Here is a 17293-nt window from a genome sequence, read left to right as displayed (position 1 = left end):
ATATAAACTAGCCATTTATATAGATATTATGAAATTTTATTTACAGTACCTCTCCGCTTTGTTACACTAACACTAATGAAAGGAGGCACTATGAAAACAATCGGTATTATATGTGAATACAATCCATTTCACAATGGTCACGCTCATCAACTGCATAGCTTAGCACAGCTACATCCTGATGCCCTGCGCATTTGTATCATGAGTGGCTCCTTTGTGCAACGCGGGGAACCTGCTATTTTCTCTAAATTTGATCGCGCTCGCTGGGCCATTCTCGGTGGTGCAGATATTGTCATTGAGCTACCTACCATCTATTCTACAGGTAGTGCACAATTATTTGGGACTGGTTCCATTCGCATGGTGAAAGCACTATCTATGGACGCCCTCTCCTTTGGTTCTGAAACGGCTGACTTAGATGCTCTTATAGACATAGCCAAGCGTATGGATTGTGAAAGTACACAAGAACAGCTGCGCACCTATATTAACGAAGGCATGTCTTATGGCTCTGCTTTTCGTAAAGCTTTAGAAACAGATGTACTCAATACACCGAATGCATTATTGGGCCTTGAATATATTCGTGCAGGCTTAGCGTATCATCCAAATCTTGAATATATGCCTATCTTACGTACCTCTAATCATCACAAAGAAACGATTACTGATGAGTTACCATCTGGTACGGCATTGCGTCAGCTTATTACGAACAACAATAATCTCTCTACTCAACTTCGTTCTTCTATCCAGACATCCATGGTATCAGATATGATTCAAGTCATAGAAAACAGTAATTATGTAGACTATAACCGTTACTACGATATGGTACACAGTTTAAGTCGTCGCACACCGCCACAAGAGCTTGAGAAGTATGGGGATTTTAGCGAAGGCATTGAACATTTATGGTCAAAAGCAGCTCAACAACCGTCTTGGACTACGGCCACAGAAGAAATTAAATCTAAGCGTTATACCTATGCACGCTTACAACGAATGGGAGCCTATCTCACACTAGGTATAACAAAAGATATATTACAAAGCGCTATGGAAGTGGGCCCACAATATGCTCGCCTACTTGCTTTTAACGATCGAGGGCGTCAATGGCTCCGTAACGAATATGAAATACCACTCATTCAAAAGTGGGCTAAGGCACCTAATGAGTTAAGCCTATTTGGACAAACAATGTATCATATCGATACTCTAGCTACCGATATCCAATCCCTATGCTTACATAATGAAAGTAATCGTACAGGTCATAGAGACTATACCTATACACCGCAATATATTAAGTAACTAGTTGTACGAATAGTTACTTAAGTACACTATTATTTAAACCTATACAACTAAATTATGGCAAAGAATAGGAACTCAAAAAAGGGGTTACAATACAGGTTATTCCTGTATTGTAACCCCTTCTTCGCCATCAAGTTCAGCAACAGCAACGCGTACGCTTTCCAGATGAGACGTAGGAATATTTTTACCTACATAATCTGCTCGAATAGGTAATTCACGATGACCACGATCGACGAGCACTGCGAGTTGAATCGATTTAGGTCTACCTGCTGTCATCAATGCATTTAAAGCTGCACGAATGGTACGACCTGTATATAGCACATCATCCACAAGGATAATCGTCTTTTCCGTTGTATCAATGGTGCAAGGCTCCCCTTCTTTAGGACGGGAATCACGATCATCACGGTAAATAGCAACATTTAAAGACTCACAGTCAATATGTATGCCTTCAATGCGCTCGATTTCGGCTTGTAAACGTTTTGCCAAGATAACACCACGTCGCTCAATTCCGACAATAAGAGCATCAGATAAACCTTTATTACGTTCTAAAATTTCATGACTTATACGACGAACAGCACGCATAATAGCATCTTGATCCATCAGTAAGCGTTTCTTTTCCATATATACGCCCTTACAGCATAGATACCTCTATGCCCCTATATACAAATAAGCAGTAAACTAAGTACAAAAATTTATCTCACCAGATTATTTTCGTTTATCTTCACGATAAGTCTTTGCGAATTCCAAACACGCCTCAAAATCAGCTGGCACAGGTGCCTCAAAATGCATGTCTTCGCCCGTAATCGGATGTTTAACATCTAAAGAACGAGAATGTAATGCTTGCCCTTCAATAGGGAAATCCATACGGCGATAGCCGTAGAATGGATCGTTAACAACAGGATGCCCAATATGAGCAAAGTGAACGCGAATTTGATGTGTTCTACCTGTCTCTAGATTACACTCTACCAAAGTTTGATGACCATAACGCTCCAATACCTTGAAATGAGTAACTGCATCTTTGCTATTTTCAAAGACTACCGCCATTTTCATACGGTCCTTAGGATGTCTACCGATAGGAGCCTTAATAGTTCCCTTTTCTTCTACGATATTACCTTGTACTAGCGCCCAATATGTACGTTTTGCAGAATGCTCTTTTACTTGTTCCGCCAAACCAAGATGGGCCGCATCATTTTTAGCAGCCATCATAACACCAGAGGTATCTTTATCTAAACGATGGACGATACCAGGTCTAATTTCACCATTGATACCAGATAAATCTTTACAATGGAATAACAACGCATTTACAAGTGTCCCAGAGTAGTTACCTACTGCCGGGTGGACTACCATACCGCGTGCCTTATTGACAATGATAATATCATGGTCTTCGTACAATACATCTAATGGAATATCTTCCGGCTTCACCTCTACAGATTCAGGTTCTGGAACCTCTACATGAATGACCATATTAGGAGTAAGGCGAAGATTTGCCTTTCCTACTTTGCCACCAACGGTAACATGTCCCCCTTTAATTAAGCTTTGAATATAGCTACGAGAACCTTCCATCTGTTCCGTTAAATACACGTCTAGTCTCATGCCTTCTTGTTCAGCACTAACAATATATTCGTTCATCCTCTACCTCTTTATAGTTACGTATTATACATAATATGTCCGCATATGTCCTCATATGTCCTCATATGTCCGCATACGTCCGCATATGTCCGCAGTTTCCAAAATCTTTCACCACTGTGAAAGTATCAATTAATCATGGTTTTCTTTCACAGTAAATAAATGATACACTACAAAAGCTACACCTACACAGATACCGATATCTGCAATATTAAAAATAGGCCATACACGGAAATCAAAAAAATCCACTACACCGTGAATCATATAACGGTCAATACCATTGCCAATGGCACCAGAAACTAGTAAAGCAGATCCAATTAGTAAAGACCATGGCCCTTTAGACAAGCTCTTCCAGTAATAAGCACATACACCTAGTAGAATGACCGCTACCAGTAAGAAGAACCAACGTTGATTTGCTAGCATCCCAAAGGCAGCACCACGATTAATAATATATGTTAAATGGAATACATTAGGAATAACTGGTATCGATTCACCTAACAAAAAATGATTCATTACATAATATTTAGATAATTGGTCTAATAATAGCCAAATAATTAGTACAATATAAAACAAGATTAACTCCCTTACTATAATATATATCTTAATAGTCCTATTATACTAAGTTACGCAATTTTAGGCAAAATAAAAAGCCCCTCAATGAGGGGCGTGTTTTATTTGTGATTACTCAGCGGAAATTACAGATACTGGGCAAACGGATTCGCAAGAACCGCAATCGATGCAAGTATCGTTGATTTCGTATTTAGTTTCGCCTTCAGAAATAGCAGAAACTGGGCAAACAGATGCGCAAGAACCACATTTAATGCAACCATCAGCAATAACTCTCATAATTAGGACCTCCGTCAAAAATATAGATCAGAACTTTTGTTATCATTTAGAAAGGCACTTGCCTCAACTTATGTTCTCATTATCACACAGTTCTAATTGAAAGTCAAATGAAAATGATAAAAAAATGTATATTTTTTTGCATAACAACTTTTCATTTTCGTCATAAAAAGCCTATGTTTTTCTGTATTTTGATATTATTTTTCATTTAATTAAATGAGTATTATACTCAATAAATGAGAATGCCCCTATTATCATTTTAATTAAAATACTTAGTACTATACTAGGAATTTAATTATCAATATTCATTATCATAAAAAACGAGGCCGAATCTTACGATTCGACCTCGTGAGTGCTCTTATAGTATAGTAACCTATCCCCTATTATTTACCAGGGAAGAATGGCCATACCATTGGGATAATAATTAAGCTTACTACGAAGCAAACTAAGATCAATGGAACGCCGGCTTTTACATAGTCTGTAAATTTGTATTGACCAGGGCCAAGTACTAATGTATTTGGAGGTGTACCTACAGGTGTACCGAATGCACAAGATGCAGCAACGCCGATAGCCATCAATACAGCATGAGGGTCAGCGCCCATACCTTGGGCAATGGAAATACCGATAGGAGCCAATAATGCACAAGATGCTGTGTTAGACATAAATTGAGTCATAACACAAGACAAGATGAACAATACTGCTGTTGCAAAGTAAGGGCTAGGATCGGAACCCATAACGCCGATTACTGCATTAGCAATCATTTTACCTGCACCAGATTGGTCAAGTGCAGTTGCCACTGGCATCATACCAGCGAATAAGAAGATTGTTACCCAGTCAATGGATGTGTACGCTTGTTTTTCGTTCAAGCAACCAGTTAATACGCAAAGCATTGCGCCAATAACTGCAACCATACTCAATGGTAAGTTAATACCATAACCTTTTAGGAAATCGCCTAAAATCATAGCGATGATTACGCCTAAAAGAATAAGACCGGAGAATAATTGTTTCTTAGGATCGTTAGAAATATCTTCAGCAGCTACTTCTTGCTCTACTTCGCCAGCATCTTGAATTTCATGTTTAGGTAATAAATGTTTACCAATGAGCATCATGAAAATGATAGTAGCGATAGTCAAAGGAATACCGATCCAAGCAAATTCGAAGAAACCAAATGGTTTTTCACCAAATTTAGCCAATGTACCACTTACGATAATGTTTGGAGGTGTACCAACCATTGTAATGATACCACCGATACCTGCAGCAAATGCTAAAGGCATCAATTGGCGAGAAGCAGGAATCTTCGCAACAGCACAGATACCAACAACTACTGGAAGTAAAGCAGCTGTTGTACCAGTGTTGGACAAGAATGCAGACATAGTTGCTGTAACAACCATGATTGCAAGCATTAAGCCATTTTCACTAGTACCTGCATGAGATACTACTGTTTCACCAATTTTTTGAGCCAAACCAGTGTAGAACAATGCAGCACCAACAACGAACATACCAGCGAACAACACAACTGTACTATCAGATAAACCAGAGAATACAACCTTAGGAGTAATAATACCCATAAGGCCTAGAGTAATTGCGCCGCCTAGAGAAGTAATAGCTAAAGGAATAATTTCCGTAACGAATAAAACAGCCATGACTGCAAGGACGATTAAGGTTTGTTCCGCAGTACCCATACATCATCATCTCCCTTCAGAGAAATGCACTGATTGTATTAGATGAGATATAAAATATAGCCTACTATTGTGATGGCAGAAGCCATCAAGAAAGTTATACCATAACCCTCTTTAGTTTTAGGATAGCCAAAAAATAACGCTTCCCCTAAAAATCCTCGGCGATTAAACCAAGTGTATTTAGTTCTACGCTGAAACCATTTGGCCTTTCCTTCATTACCGATAATCAGTGCAGTAATAAAAAAAACAATAAATGCCCAAATAAAACAAATCAGTATTTTTAATTCAATTGATAACAAGTGACCACCTCTACTATATTTAAAGCACTAGAAGGTTATTCTGTGAAATCTTGCTAATCACCTAATGACCGATCTGAAAGCATTTATTGCAAATATTCCCTTTTTATGTATGATTACATAATTCATAAGGGCTTTTTTATTCACCAATAGGTGTACCTATTTAGGCACACCTTGGTGAATAATTATTTAATTATTAGTGGCTAGACAACATAGCAAGCATTGTACCTGCTGCTACTGCTGTACCGATAACGCCAGCTACGTTAGGACCCATAGCATGCATGAGCAAGAAGTTAGCTGGGTTAGCTTTCGCACCTACAACTTGAGATACGCGAGCCGCCATTGGAACCGCGGATACACCAGCGGAACCAATAAGTGGATTTGTTTTACCACCATCAACTAAGCTCATCAATTTACCGAACAATACACCACCAGCTGTACCACCGATAAATGCAACTAAACCTAAGCAAATGATAAGAATAGTTTGTACGCTCAAGAAATGTTCCGCACTCATTGTTAAACCAGTACCAGTTGCTAAGAAAATAGTAACAGTATTGATCAATGCATTTTGAGAAGTATCGGACAAACGTTCAGTTACGCCAGACTCACGGAACAAGTTACCTAACATCAACATACCTAAAAGGGATGTAATGGAAGGAAGCAATAAGGAAATGAAGATCGTTGCAACGATTGGGAACACGATTTTTTCAAAACGTGTAACTTCGCGCAATTGCTCCATAACGATTTCACGCTCTTTTTGAGTCGTAAATAATTTCATTACAGGTGGTTGAATCAACGGTACTAAGGACATATAAGAATATGCAGCAACCGCGATAGCACCTAATAAATGAGGAGCTAATTTAGTAGCTAGGTAGATAGATGTAGGGCCGTCAGCACCACCGATGATACCGATAGCAGCTGCTTCTTGAGCCGTAAAGCCAAGCATCATTGCGCCGCCTAAAGCAACGAATACGCCGATCTGAGCAGCAGCCCCTAAAAGCAAGGTTTTAGGATTAGCAATGAGCGGACCAAAGTCAGTCATCGCACCTACACCTAAGAAAATTAAAGGTGGGAAGATTTCTTGGGAGATACCAGCACTAATAAGCGCCATAACGCCTTCTTCGAAACCGTTACGAGGAATATTAGCAAGTACACAACCAAACGCAATCGGACCCAACAATAATGGTTCGAACTCTTTAGCAAATGCTAAATACAATAGGATCAAACCTACAAGAATCATAATAGCATTGCCTGTTGTAAATGCGAGGAATCCACTATCAGTTATAACAGATTGAATCGCAACAGCAAAAGCCTCCATATGCGTTCCCCTTTCACAAATATAAAATTGTTATATGACGCGGCACCGCCGCGCCATACAAAACTTGGTATTAGCCAAGTACAACCATGTCGTCGCCAGTAGATACAGTTTGGTTAGCAGAAACGCGAACTTCGGAAACTACAGCATCATGTGGAGCTGCGATTTCGTTTTGCATTTTCATAGCTTCAAGAATCAACAAAGTTTCGCCTTTTTTAACTGCTTGGCCAGCGGATACTGCTACAGATAAGATTTTACCAGGCATTGGAGCTTTTACAGTTTCAGCACCTGCTGGAACTGGAGCTGCTGCTGCAGCTGGAGCTGGTGCTGGTGCAGGAGCTGCTTTAGGAGCTGGAGCTGCTGCTGGAGCTGGAGCTGCTGCAGGAGCTGCGCCTTTTACTTCATTAACTTCTACATCGTATGCTGTACCATTTACTGTAACGTTGAATTTTTTCATCTTAAATTCCTCCAAAATGTGTATGTCTACACTAAACTTATAAATATTTTTTACACATATAATTGGATAATCTCAGTGATTATCTAATTAGGCAATAATCTTATCGATTACCGCGCAAGCGACCTTCCATTTTCCAATTGTAGCTTACGATTGGACGGATGTGCGCGATTTGATCAGCGGAATAACCCATTGCCGCTAATGCACCAACGATTACCGCTACTACATCTTGAGATGGAGCTTTACCGTTAGTTGTTGTAGCATTGTTCATTAAAATGCCTCCTAAAATATTAACCTCTACCGCTTAAGCGACCTTCCAAGCGCCATTTAGCACTGGTTGCTGTAGGTCGGATAGATGCAATTTGTTCAGATGAGTACCCCATCGCCACAATGGCACCTACGATAGCTGCTACTACTTCATCCTCATTTTGAGCAGATGCATTTGTTGGAGCTACAGGAGTAGCTGCTGGAGTAGCTACAGGAGCAGTTGCTGCCGGTGCTTCTTTTTTCTTTTTCGTAGGGTCAATCAAATGAACGATTGTCATCAAAACGCCTAAAAGAATTAACACAACAAATACAACGGTCATATTGATAGCCATAATTAGCATGGGATTGGTAGTAACTGCTTGTCCTTCCATAATCATTCCCCTTTCTAAAAAATTAGTAAAGAAAGGTATCTCCCAAATTCGATGATATGTTTACCGAATCGAATTATAATGGAATATTACCATGTTTCTTTGGAGCACGGTTTTCACGTTTACTTGCAAGCATTGCCAAAGCGTTGATAACTGCTGGACGAGTTTGTTTTGGTTCGATAACAACGTCTACGAAGCCACGTTCAGCAGCTTTGTATGGAGTTGCGAACTCTTCTACATATTGAGCTGTTTTAGCGTCTTTGTCTTCATCTTTTTTGAAGATGATATTGGCTGCGCCAGCAGGACCCATTACAGCGATTTCGGATGTAGGCCAAGCGTAAACTTGATCAGCGCCCAAATCTTGGGAACACATAGCGAGGTAAGAACCGCCGTATGCTTTACGAGTGATAACAGTAATTTTTGGTACTGTTGCTTCAGAGTAAGCATACAACATTTTAGCACCATGACGAATGATACCGCCCCATTCTTGATTTGTGCCAGGCAAGAAACCAGGAACGTCAACGAAGTTAACGATTGGAATATTGAAAGCATCACAGAAACGGATGAAACGGGAAGATTTGTCAGATGCATTGATGTCCAAGCAACCAGCCATTACTTTTGGTTGGTTAGCAATGATACCAACGGATTGACCATCAAAACGAGCGAAGCAAGTAATGATGTTTGTAGCATAGAATGGTTGTACTTCATAGTATTCACCATTATCTACAGTTGCAGCGATAACATCTTTCATGTCGTATGGCATGTTGCTGTTATCAGGCAATAAGCTGTTTAAGCCTTCGTCTTCACGAGCTGGGTCATCACCAGTGTCTACTAATGGAGCATCTTCCATGTTGTTGGATGGCAAGAAGCCCAATAAGTAGCGAATTTGAGCGATGCAATCATCTTCGTTTTCAGCAGCAAAGTGAGCTACACCAGAAACGGAGTTGTGAGCCATTGCACCACCAAGATCTTCAGCTGTTACTTCTTCACCAGTTACAGATTTAATAACTGCAGGACCAGTGATGAACATTTGAGATGTGTTTTTAACCATGTAGATGAAGTCAGTCAATGCTGGAGAATATACAGCACCGCCTGCACATGGGCCCATGATTACGGAAATTTGTGGAATAACGCCAGATGCATTTGTATTTTCAAAGAAAATTTTACCGTAACCTGCAAGCGCATCTACTGCTTCTTGAATACGAGCACCGCCGGAGTCGTTGATACCAACGATAGGAGCACCCATTTTCATTGCTAAACGTTGTACTTTAACGATTTTAGCAGCATGCATTTCACCAAGAGAACCACCTTCTACAGTGAAATCTTGTGCAAATGCGTACACTAAACGACCGTCAATAGTACCATAACCAGTTACTACACCTTCGCCTGGTAATTCTTTCTTTTCTTGACCGAAGTTAACACAACGATGTTTAACGAATTGATCAAGTTCAACGAAAGAATTATCATCGAACAATTTAGCCAAACGTTCGCGAGCAGTCATTTTGCCTTGAGCATGTTGTTTCTCAACGCGTTTTTCACCACCAGCAGCTTTAACTTTAGCTAGTTTCTCGTGCAATAACTCGATTTTTTCCTGCACTGTTGCCATTATAGCACCTCCAAATAAAACTTGTTACAGTATCATTTTATTTCATTAATAATTAAAGTTCAAGCATGATACATATTTAACATATAACTTGAATTTATATGTTTATGTATATCTATAACTCATACATAATGATGTGAATTGGACACTGTATTATTTCATACGTTGACATAATTCAAGCAATACGCCACCAGTTGCTTTTGGATGTAAGAAAGCAATTGCGGAGCCGCCTGCACCGTAACGAGGTTTTTCGTCAATCATACGAACGCCTTTAGCCATCAAATCAGCAATAGCATTTTCAATATTATCAACGCGCAATGCTACGTGTTGGATACCATCACGACCGCCATTTTTTTCGATGAATTTACCGATAGGGCCATCTGGAGTTGTAGTTTCTAAGAATTCAAGTTCAGCATCGCCACATGGGAAGAAGGATACTTTTACTTTTTGTTCTTCTACGATTTCATCTTCAGGAAGATGTTCAATACCCAATGCATTTTTATAGAATTCTTTAGTTGCTGCTAAATCATTAACACCAATACCGATGTGATCCACTTGTAATACTTTAAAAGCCATTTCGATTATCTCCTTTTCAAGGCTAAATCTCTAATGCTATGTAGTCGCCGTCTACTTTAGCACGCTTGTCATTACGCCGTTAACAACTGTGTATGGATCGCTTTCGCGTTCATTAACAGCTGCCACTTGGCTATTGAATTCGTCGCTAGTAACGATTTTTTCAGCTACATAACGACCAATTTGTTCATTAATCATTGCGATGATTTCATCACGAGTACGTTCTGCCCGACGAGATTCCAATTCACCAGAATCTTCAAGATACTCAAAATGTTCATCTAAAGCGTCGATGAGTTCATCTACGCCTTGGTCTTTACTAGCAATTGTGCGCTTAATTGGTGGGCGCCATTTTACTTCACGAGAGTCAAGGTCAAGCATCATTTCAATTTCTACATTCAAACGATCGCAACCATCTCGGTCAGCTTTATTGATAGCAAATACATCGCCGATTTCAAGAATACCCGCTTTGATAGCTTGGATATCATCACCGAGACCTGGAACAAGTACAACTAATGTAGTATCCGCATTTTTTACGATATCTACTTCAGATTGACCTACGCCTACTGTTTCAATGATAACTAAATCCATGCCAAAGGCATCCATAAGTTTTACAACGTCTGCAGTCTTTTTGGATAAACCACCAAGACTACCACGCGTGCCCATGCTTCGAATGAAAACATTTTCGTTTAATGTTAAGTCGTTCATTCGAATACGGTCCCCCAAGATAGCACCACCAGAGAATGGGCTAGTTGGGTCGATGGCAACGATGCCGATTTTTTTACCTTGATCTAGATAATGTTTAACAACTTTATCTGTCAATGTACTTTTACCAGCACCAGGGGCCCCTGTAATACCGAGAATACGTGCATTCCCTGTTTTAGGGTAAATAGCCTTCATAATATCAATGGCATTTTCATACTCGTTTTCTACAGCTGTGATGGACCGTGCTAAGGCTAGTCGAGAACCTTCAAAAAGGCCTTTAACTAAATCCATTCGCTTCACCACCTATCTTTGAATATGGGAATAGAGGGATTCATCTATTCTAAATGAGTCCCTCTCACCCATGCATTAATTATTTAACGTTTTCGTTGATGAAGTTAACGATATCGCCAGTTGGTGTACCAGGTGTGAATACAGCAGCTACGCCAGCTTCTTTCAAGCCAGGGATATCAGCGTCAGGAATAACGCCACCGCCGATTACAAGTACGTCACCCATACCTTTTTCTTTCAAAAGTTCAACAATTTTAGGGAACAATGTGTTGTGAGCACCGGAAAGAAGGGATAATGCAACTACATTAACGTCTTCAGAAAGAGCTGCTTCAACGATTTGTTCTGGAGTTTGACGAAGACCTGTGTAGATTACTTCGAAACCAGCATCGCGAAGAGCGCGTGCTACTACTTTTGCACCACGGTCATGACCATCAAGACCTGGTTTTGCTACGATTACTCTAATACGTTTTTCTGCCATGATTTATTACCTCCGAAATTAGCCGTTATTATAATGTGGAATGAGCTTCGTATTCACCGAATACTTCGCGCAATACATTACAAATTTCACCCAAAGTAGCATATGTTTTAACTGCTTCAAGAATTAATGGCATCAAGTTAACGTTTTCGTCAGCTGCGCCAGCTTTAAGAGCTGCCAATGCTGCGTCAACTGCTGCTTGATCGCGGTTAGCGCGAACTGCTTGAGTTTTCTTGGATTGGTTAACACCTACGGAAGCATCTACGCGAAGCAAGTCTTTTGGAGCTTCTTCTTCAACTTGGAATTTGTTTACGCCAACGATTGTGCGTAAGCCAGATTCAACTTCCATTTGCCATTTGTAAGCGGATTCTTGAATTTCTTTTTGGATGTAGCCTTTTTCGATTGCTACTACAGCGCCGCCCATTTCATCAATTTTCTTGATGTATTCCATAGCTTCGTCATAGATAGCGTTAGTCATAGCTTCTACATAGTAGGAACCGCCCAATGGGTCAACTACGTCAGCCAAACCAGATTCGTAAGCCACGATTTGTTGAGTACGAAGAGCTACTTGTACAGATGCTTCTGTAGGAAGAGCCAAAGCTTCGTCACGAGAGTTTGTATGTAAGGATTGAGTACCGCCCATTACAGCAGCTGCAGTTTGAAGAGCAACACGAACGATGTTGTTGTCAACTTGTTGTGCAGTCAACATGGAACCAGCTGTTTGAGTATGTACACGAAGCATCATGGATTTTGGTTTTTTAGCACCAAAACGTTCTTTCATGATTGTTGCCCATAAGCGACGGGATGCGCGGAATTTAGCAACTTCTTCAAGTACGTTGTTATGAGCATTCCAGAAGAAGGAAAGACGACCAGCGAAGGAGTCAACGTCAAGACCAGCTTTCAAAGCTGCTTCTACGTACGCGATACCATCTGCAATTGTGAATGCGATTTCTTGCGCTGCTGTGGAACCTGCTTCACGGATGTGGTAACCGGAGATAGAAATTGTATTCCATTTTGGAACGTATTGAGAACAATATTCGAAGATATTAGTGATCAAACGCATGGAAGGTTTTGGAGGGAAAATGTAAGTACCGCGAGCTGCATACTCTTTCAAAATATCATTTTGAATTGTACCCATCAATTCAGTGGAAGGTACACCTTGTTTTTCAGCTACTGCGATATACATTGCCAACAAAACGGACGCTGGAGCGTTGATTGTCATGGATGTGGATACTTTGCCAAGGTCGATGCCGTCGAACAAGATTTCCATATCTTTCAAGGAGTCGATCGCAACACCTACTTTACCAACTTCGCCTTCAGCCATAACGTCATCAGAGTCATAACCGATTTGTGTAGGCAAGTCGAATGCACAGGAAAGACCAGTTGCACCAGACTCGATTAGGTAACGGTAACGTTTGTTGGATTCTTCAGCAGTTGCGAAACCTGCGTACATACGCATTGTCCAGAAACGGCCACGGTACATAGTAGGTTGTACACCACGAGTATAAGGGAATTCGCCAGGCATCCCCAAATCGCGTTCATAGTCGAAACCTTCGATATCAACTGGTGTGTACACACGGTTGTATTTCAAGTTTTGACGTTCTGGAGTTTTTGCACTTCTTTCGTCACAAAGTTTGTTATACTCAGCAATTTGGGCTTTTAAGTTTTCGTAAGCCATGTTTTCATCATCCTCCTAAAAAAACAGGTTTATTTTTTCATGCTTCCAGTTTCTGTGAAGCGTTTATGCCAAGAAAGAGCTTCGTCAAGCAACATAGGTGTATGGGCATTCTTTGTTGCTTCTAATGCTTTTTCTAGGTATTCAGTTAACATAGGTTTGTAGTCTGGGTGAGCACATTTTTCAATGATCAAACGAGCTCTTTCCACTGGGCTCAAACCACGGCAGTCAGCCACACCTTGTTCTGTACAGAAAATCATAGTGTCATGTTCTGTATGATCTACGTGAGATACATAAGGAACGATGGAACTGATATCACCGTTTTTAGCAACGGAGTTAGTACAGAAGATTGTGAGGTATGCGCTACGAGCGAAGTCGCCGGAGCCGCCAACACCGTTCATCATTTTGCTACCCATAATATGAGTAGAGTTTACATTGCCAAAAATATCAAATTCAATTGCAGTATTCATGGCAATAACGCCAAGGCGTCTTGCGATACCAGGGTTGTTGGAGATTTCTTGAGGGCGAAGAATAATTTTTTTACGGTATTCATCGATATTGTCATAGAAACGTTTCAACCCGTCTGGAGAAGGACTCAATGCAGTACCGGAACATACAGTTACTTTATCTGCATCGATAAGGTCAAACATACCATCTTGAATAACTTCTGTGAAGATAGACAAGTTAGTGAATGGACCTTTAGCAAGACCACTGATTACAGCGTTTGCTACAGAACCTACACCAGATTGCAATGGAAGTAAGTTTTCTGGCAAGCGACCACCTTTGATTTCTTCTTGGAAGAATTCAATTAAGTGTTGGCTCATTGCTTTTGCATCATCATCGATAGGAGCTAGAGGTCTAGTTGTATCAGGGATGTCGCAAGGAACGATAGCCACGATTTTTGCAGGATCGCAAGGAATTGCGTCAGTACCAATGCGATCACCAGGTGTTTCCAATGGAATTGGTTTACGGAATGGTGGATCGAGTGGTTCGTAGATATCATGCATACCTACCAAAGATAATGGTTGGGATACGTTAACTTCTACGATAACTTTTTTTGCCTTGTTCACAAATGTTGGAGAGTTACCAACAGATGTTGTAGGAACAATGGAACCATCTTCGTTAACTTGTACAGCTTCGATAATTGCTACATCTAAATCGCCAAAGAAGCCATAACGAACGTTTTGTGCCATCAAGCTTAAATGCATGTCGATATAATTAATTTTACCGCCATTTAAAGCTTTACGAGTGTCATTGTTAGTTTGATATGGGAAACGACGATTAATACCGTTAACGCGAGTTAACGCACCGTCAGCTTCATCACCTACGGAAGCACCTGTCCACAAATCGATTTTGAATGGTTCTTTTTCCATTCTTTCTGCCAATGCCAATGGCACAGCTTTTGCATAACCAGATGGAGTAAAGCCGGAAATACCAACTTTATCGTTAGGGTTAATCAAAAGTGCTGCTTCAGAAGCAGTGACAATTTTACCTTGGAGGGCCGCACATTTAACGCGGTCTTTGATGTCTATCACCATTACCATCTCCTTTAAGAGTAACATTGTATAAACGACAGTTTGATCTCTTGGTCGTTCCTTAAACCGACTTCATCGTAGTCCACATCCAATGTATTGTCAACTTATATGACTAAAATGTATTTTTTATCACACTTCACTAGTGCATTATGACTAAAACGCATAGATTTTCATATTTTCACATAAGTTTTATTCACATCGTTATAACTCACAGGAATTATCGATTTAGTAGTATATATTGATGTTTTTCGGTTAAATCGAACTATCTCTATACAACATATAGAACCTTTTCAATATAAAAACAACATCTTATACACAAGAAATGAACCACACACCTCCCTATAAAAATACAATGATATGCAAAAAACCGGCTTTCAAATGCTAACAATAATGTTCAATTATGTCTAACATTAGAAAACCGGTTAATAATACTTATACTTTACCCTACCAAGGTATGTATTAATTATACCATATTATGAAATTATATAGCTACCATAAAATATGCTAATTATACACAATATAACTATTATATATGGTCACTCGTTAAAAGTTGTACTTTCACAAAAGCCCCCACCCAGCCTAGCAATTGCCAAAAAACAATTGTCACTTGATGGCTATAGAGCTCAAAGTCAGATAAACCACTAACAAGAACAGCAACAGCTAAGGCACCTACACCTATTTGCGCTGCTTGTCGGAATGGATCCCCTTTTAATCGTATGGATGTAATAACATGACCTACGATAACTGCGAGGAATGATAACAAACCAGGGATACCTATTTCGGCTAAAATATTCAAATATAAATTGTGGGCATGATACATCAATACATTAGGCCCTTGAATATAGTAGTTATACTCAGGATAGACTAAGTAAAATGTATTCCAACCAATACCAAAGATAGGATTTTCTCGTATGATATATGTCGTGCTATCCCACAATGCCCACCGAAGATCCGCTGACGTATCGTGACCTTGGAATATGGACCAAAGTCGTGACGCAATCTCACCTTCATAGAAGTACAGAATAATTGGTACTGCTAACAAGGATAGGAATAGACGCCGTTCTACAAAGATAGCCCAATAGAGTATCATAGCGGCAAAGCTAATCCAAATACCACGAGAATAGGTTAAGAGCATCGTTAAGAATAAAACGATACCTATGATGAGCATCGTCACCACGTCACGGGTGCGATTTTCTTTCATATAGACGAGAATGTAACTGATACATACGCTTAATACCATCAACAGATAAGCCCCTAATAAGTTAGGATTTTGTAATGTTGATGCCATACGACGCATCAATTTTGGAAACTGAGCTGCATCCACCCATTCTTTTATATGTATATTAGGAATGAATAGATACTGATAGGCTCCAATAACACAAACAAGAACGGCAGTGCCTAAAAAAGCACGTAGAAAATAGTTCCATTGTTTAGGTGTTTGAATATAGGTACGCACTAAGTAGTACATCCCCCCACCTGCTACAATTTGGTAGAACCAACTCTGAATAGACCAATCCCAGTTCGGTGACATGAGCGATGATATACCAGTCCAGACAACAAAAATCATTACTGTCCAAGACAGATATCCAGTAGGTAAACTTAAGGATTTACTAGATATTAAATCATATAGTGCCAACCCTATAGCCAGCCAAAGAAGTACATCCCCCACCATCGGTTGCAACGGCATAGCCACAACAACACCATAGATTAATCGTTCAATATAAAAGGTCAGTCGTTTCTGATTAGGAATAAGTGAGAGTTCCATAATCTCACCTTAGTGACTCATCTCATGGTTAAACCACTGACGAGAATCCCCTAGAATATATAACGAACCACATACGGCGATAATATCACCAGTCTTAGTATGCTTATAAGCCAATGCTAAAGCGTCCTCAACAGAGTCTGCAGTTTGAGCCGTCGCCTTTGGTACAGAGCGTCGAATAACTTCAACCAAGGTTTCAGGAACTTCCGTTCTATCTGTTGGCGCCGGTACAACGAGCACTGTATCCCCTGCTTTAACAACTTCACGAATGATAGCCTCTTGGTTCTTATCTTTAAGAATAGCCATTACAATCGTTTTCGGAGTGTCTTTAAACAATTCAGCATACGTCATAGCGAAAGACTCAGCACCTGCCGCATTATGAGCACCGTCAAAGATAAAGGTACGATTTAAGCCGCGTTTAACTTCGAAACGACCAGCCCACGTAGTGCGAGCAAAACCTTCGCGCATTGTTTCTTCACTGATACTCTTGTCGTCTTTCATCAATAGACGTACAGCCATTAATGCACAAGCGAGGTTTACAGATTGGTGAATGC

General features: G+C 40.1%; 19 protein-coding genes. 1 reads left to right on the top strand and 18 read right to left on the bottom strand.

Annotated features, from left to right (window positions below; genetic code table 11):
• Positions 1-90 precede the first annotated feature (90 nt).
• The gene (locus Q0F90_RS02500; protein ID WP_296003051.1) at positions 91-1278 is read left to right on the top strand and encodes a nucleotidyltransferase family protein; all 1188 of its coding nucleotides are present in this window, start codon (positions 91-93) and stop codon (positions 1276-1278) included.
• Between the two features lie 99 nt (positions 1279-1377).
• On the opposite strand, the gene pyrR is transcribed toward Q0F90_RS02500, so the two are convergent.
• The 18 genes from pyrR to Q0F90_RS02410 all read right to left on the bottom strand — a co-directional run.
• The gene (gene pyrR, locus Q0F90_RS02495) at positions 1378-1899 is read right to left on the bottom strand and encodes a bifunctional pyr operon transcriptional regulator/uracil phosphoribosyltransferase PyrR (protein WP_296003048.1); all 522 of its coding nucleotides are present in this window, start codon (positions 1897-1899) and stop codon (positions 1378-1380) included.
• Positions 1900-1983: 84 nt separating this feature from the next.
• Entirely contained in the window at positions 1984-2907 is a 924-nt protein-coding gene (locus tag Q0F90_RS02490; RefSeq protein ID WP_296003046.1) for an RluA family pseudouridine synthase, read from the bottom strand.
• Between the two features lie 129 nt (positions 2908-3036).
• The gene (lspA, locus tag Q0F90_RS02485; RefSeq protein WP_296003044.1) at positions 3037-3477 is read right to left on the bottom strand and encodes a signal peptidase II; all 441 of its coding nucleotides are present in this window, start codon (positions 3475-3477) and stop codon (positions 3037-3039) included.
• 108 nt (positions 3478-3585) lie between these two features.
• On the bottom strand, positions 3586-3750 hold the full coding sequence (locus Q0F90_RS02480) for a DUF362 domain-containing protein (protein ID WP_005386021.1): 165 nt from the start codon (positions 3748-3750) through the stop codon (positions 3586-3588).
• A 380-nt stretch (positions 3751-4130) separates the two neighbouring features.
• Positions 4131-5429 carry an SLC13 family permease gene (locus Q0F90_RS02475; RefSeq protein ID WP_288992460.1) on the bottom strand — a complete coding sequence of 433 codons (1299 nt, stop codon included), beginning with the start codon at positions 5427-5429 and terminating at the stop codon, positions 4131-4133.
• A gap of 38 nt (positions 5430-5467) precedes the next feature.
• Complete coding sequence (locus Q0F90_RS02470; RefSeq protein WP_296003043.1) at positions 5468-5725, bottom strand: hypothetical protein; 258 nt, start codon at positions 5723-5725, stop codon at positions 5468-5470.
• Between the two features lie 193 nt (positions 5726-5918).
• On the bottom strand, positions 5919-7040 hold the full coding sequence (locus Q0F90_RS02465; protein WP_287514359.1) for a sodium ion-translocating decarboxylase subunit beta: 1122 nt from the start codon (positions 7038-7040) through the stop codon (positions 5919-5921).
• 70 nt (positions 7041-7110) lie between these two features.
• Positions 7111-7494 carry a biotin/lipoyl-containing protein gene (locus Q0F90_RS02460; RefSeq protein ID WP_009351113.1) on the bottom strand — a complete coding sequence of 128 codons (384 nt, stop codon included), beginning with the start codon at positions 7492-7494 and terminating at the stop codon, positions 7111-7113.
• Between the two features lie 100 nt (positions 7495-7594).
• Positions 7595-7762 carry a hypothetical protein gene (locus Q0F90_RS02455; RefSeq protein ID WP_296003037.1) on the bottom strand — a complete coding sequence of 56 codons (168 nt, stop codon included), beginning with the start codon at positions 7760-7762 and terminating at the stop codon, positions 7595-7597.
• Positions 7763-7781: 19 nt separating this feature from the next.
• A complete protein-coding gene (locus Q0F90_RS02450; RefSeq protein ID WP_296003035.1) occupies positions 7782-8129 on the bottom strand; it encodes an OadG family protein in 348 nt (115 codons plus the stop codon).
• Between the two features lie 73 nt (positions 8130-8202).
• Positions 8203-9732 carry a carboxyl transferase domain-containing protein gene (locus Q0F90_RS02445; RefSeq protein WP_296003033.1) on the bottom strand — a complete coding sequence of 510 codons (1530 nt, stop codon included), beginning with the start codon at positions 9730-9732 and terminating at the stop codon, positions 8203-8205.
• Positions 9733-9882: 150 nt separating this feature from the next.
• On the bottom strand, positions 9883-10305 hold the full coding sequence (gene mce, locus Q0F90_RS02440; RefSeq protein ID WP_009351265.1) for a methylmalonyl-CoA epimerase: 423 nt from the start codon (positions 10303-10305) through the stop codon (positions 9883-9885).
• Between the two features lie 51 nt (positions 10306-10356).
• Positions 10357-11295: a methylmalonyl Co-A mutase-associated GTPase MeaB gene (gene meaB, locus Q0F90_RS02435; RefSeq protein ID WP_296003032.1), complete on the bottom strand. Its 939-nt coding sequence runs from the start codon at positions 11293-11295 to the stop codon at positions 10357-10359.
• 79 nt (positions 11296-11374) lie between these two features.
• Positions 11375-11770 carry a cobalamin B12-binding domain-containing protein gene (locus Q0F90_RS02430; RefSeq protein ID WP_009351185.1) on the bottom strand — a complete coding sequence of 132 codons (396 nt, stop codon included), beginning with the start codon at positions 11768-11770 and terminating at the stop codon, positions 11375-11377.
• Positions 11771-11798: 28 nt separating this feature from the next.
• Complete coding sequence (locus Q0F90_RS02425; protein WP_296003030.1) at positions 11799-13445, bottom strand: methylmalonyl-CoA mutase; 1647 nt, start codon at positions 13443-13445, stop codon at positions 11799-11801.
• 29 nt (positions 13446-13474) lie between these two features.
• Complete coding sequence (locus Q0F90_RS02420; protein WP_296003028.1) at positions 13475-14980, bottom strand: acetyl-CoA hydrolase/transferase family protein; 1506 nt, start codon at positions 14978-14980, stop codon at positions 13475-13477.
• Positions 14981-15503: 523 nt separating this feature from the next.
• The gene (locus tag Q0F90_RS02415; protein WP_296003026.1) at positions 15504-16742 is read right to left on the bottom strand and encodes an O-antigen ligase; all 1239 of its coding nucleotides are present in this window, start codon (positions 16740-16742) and stop codon (positions 15504-15506) included.
• 9 nt (positions 16743-16751) lie between these two features.
• On the bottom strand, positions 16752-17293 hold a 542-nt coding region (locus Q0F90_RS02410), incomplete at its 5' end, for a glutamate ligase domain-containing protein (RefSeq protein ID WP_367113390.1).

The organism is uncultured Veillonella sp. (genome assembly GCF_934190855.1).
In the GTDB taxonomy this organism is placed as follows: domain Bacteria; phylum Bacillota; class Negativicutes; order Veillonellales; family Veillonellaceae; genus Veillonella.
This window is presented reverse-complemented; position numbering and strand designations above follow the sequence as displayed.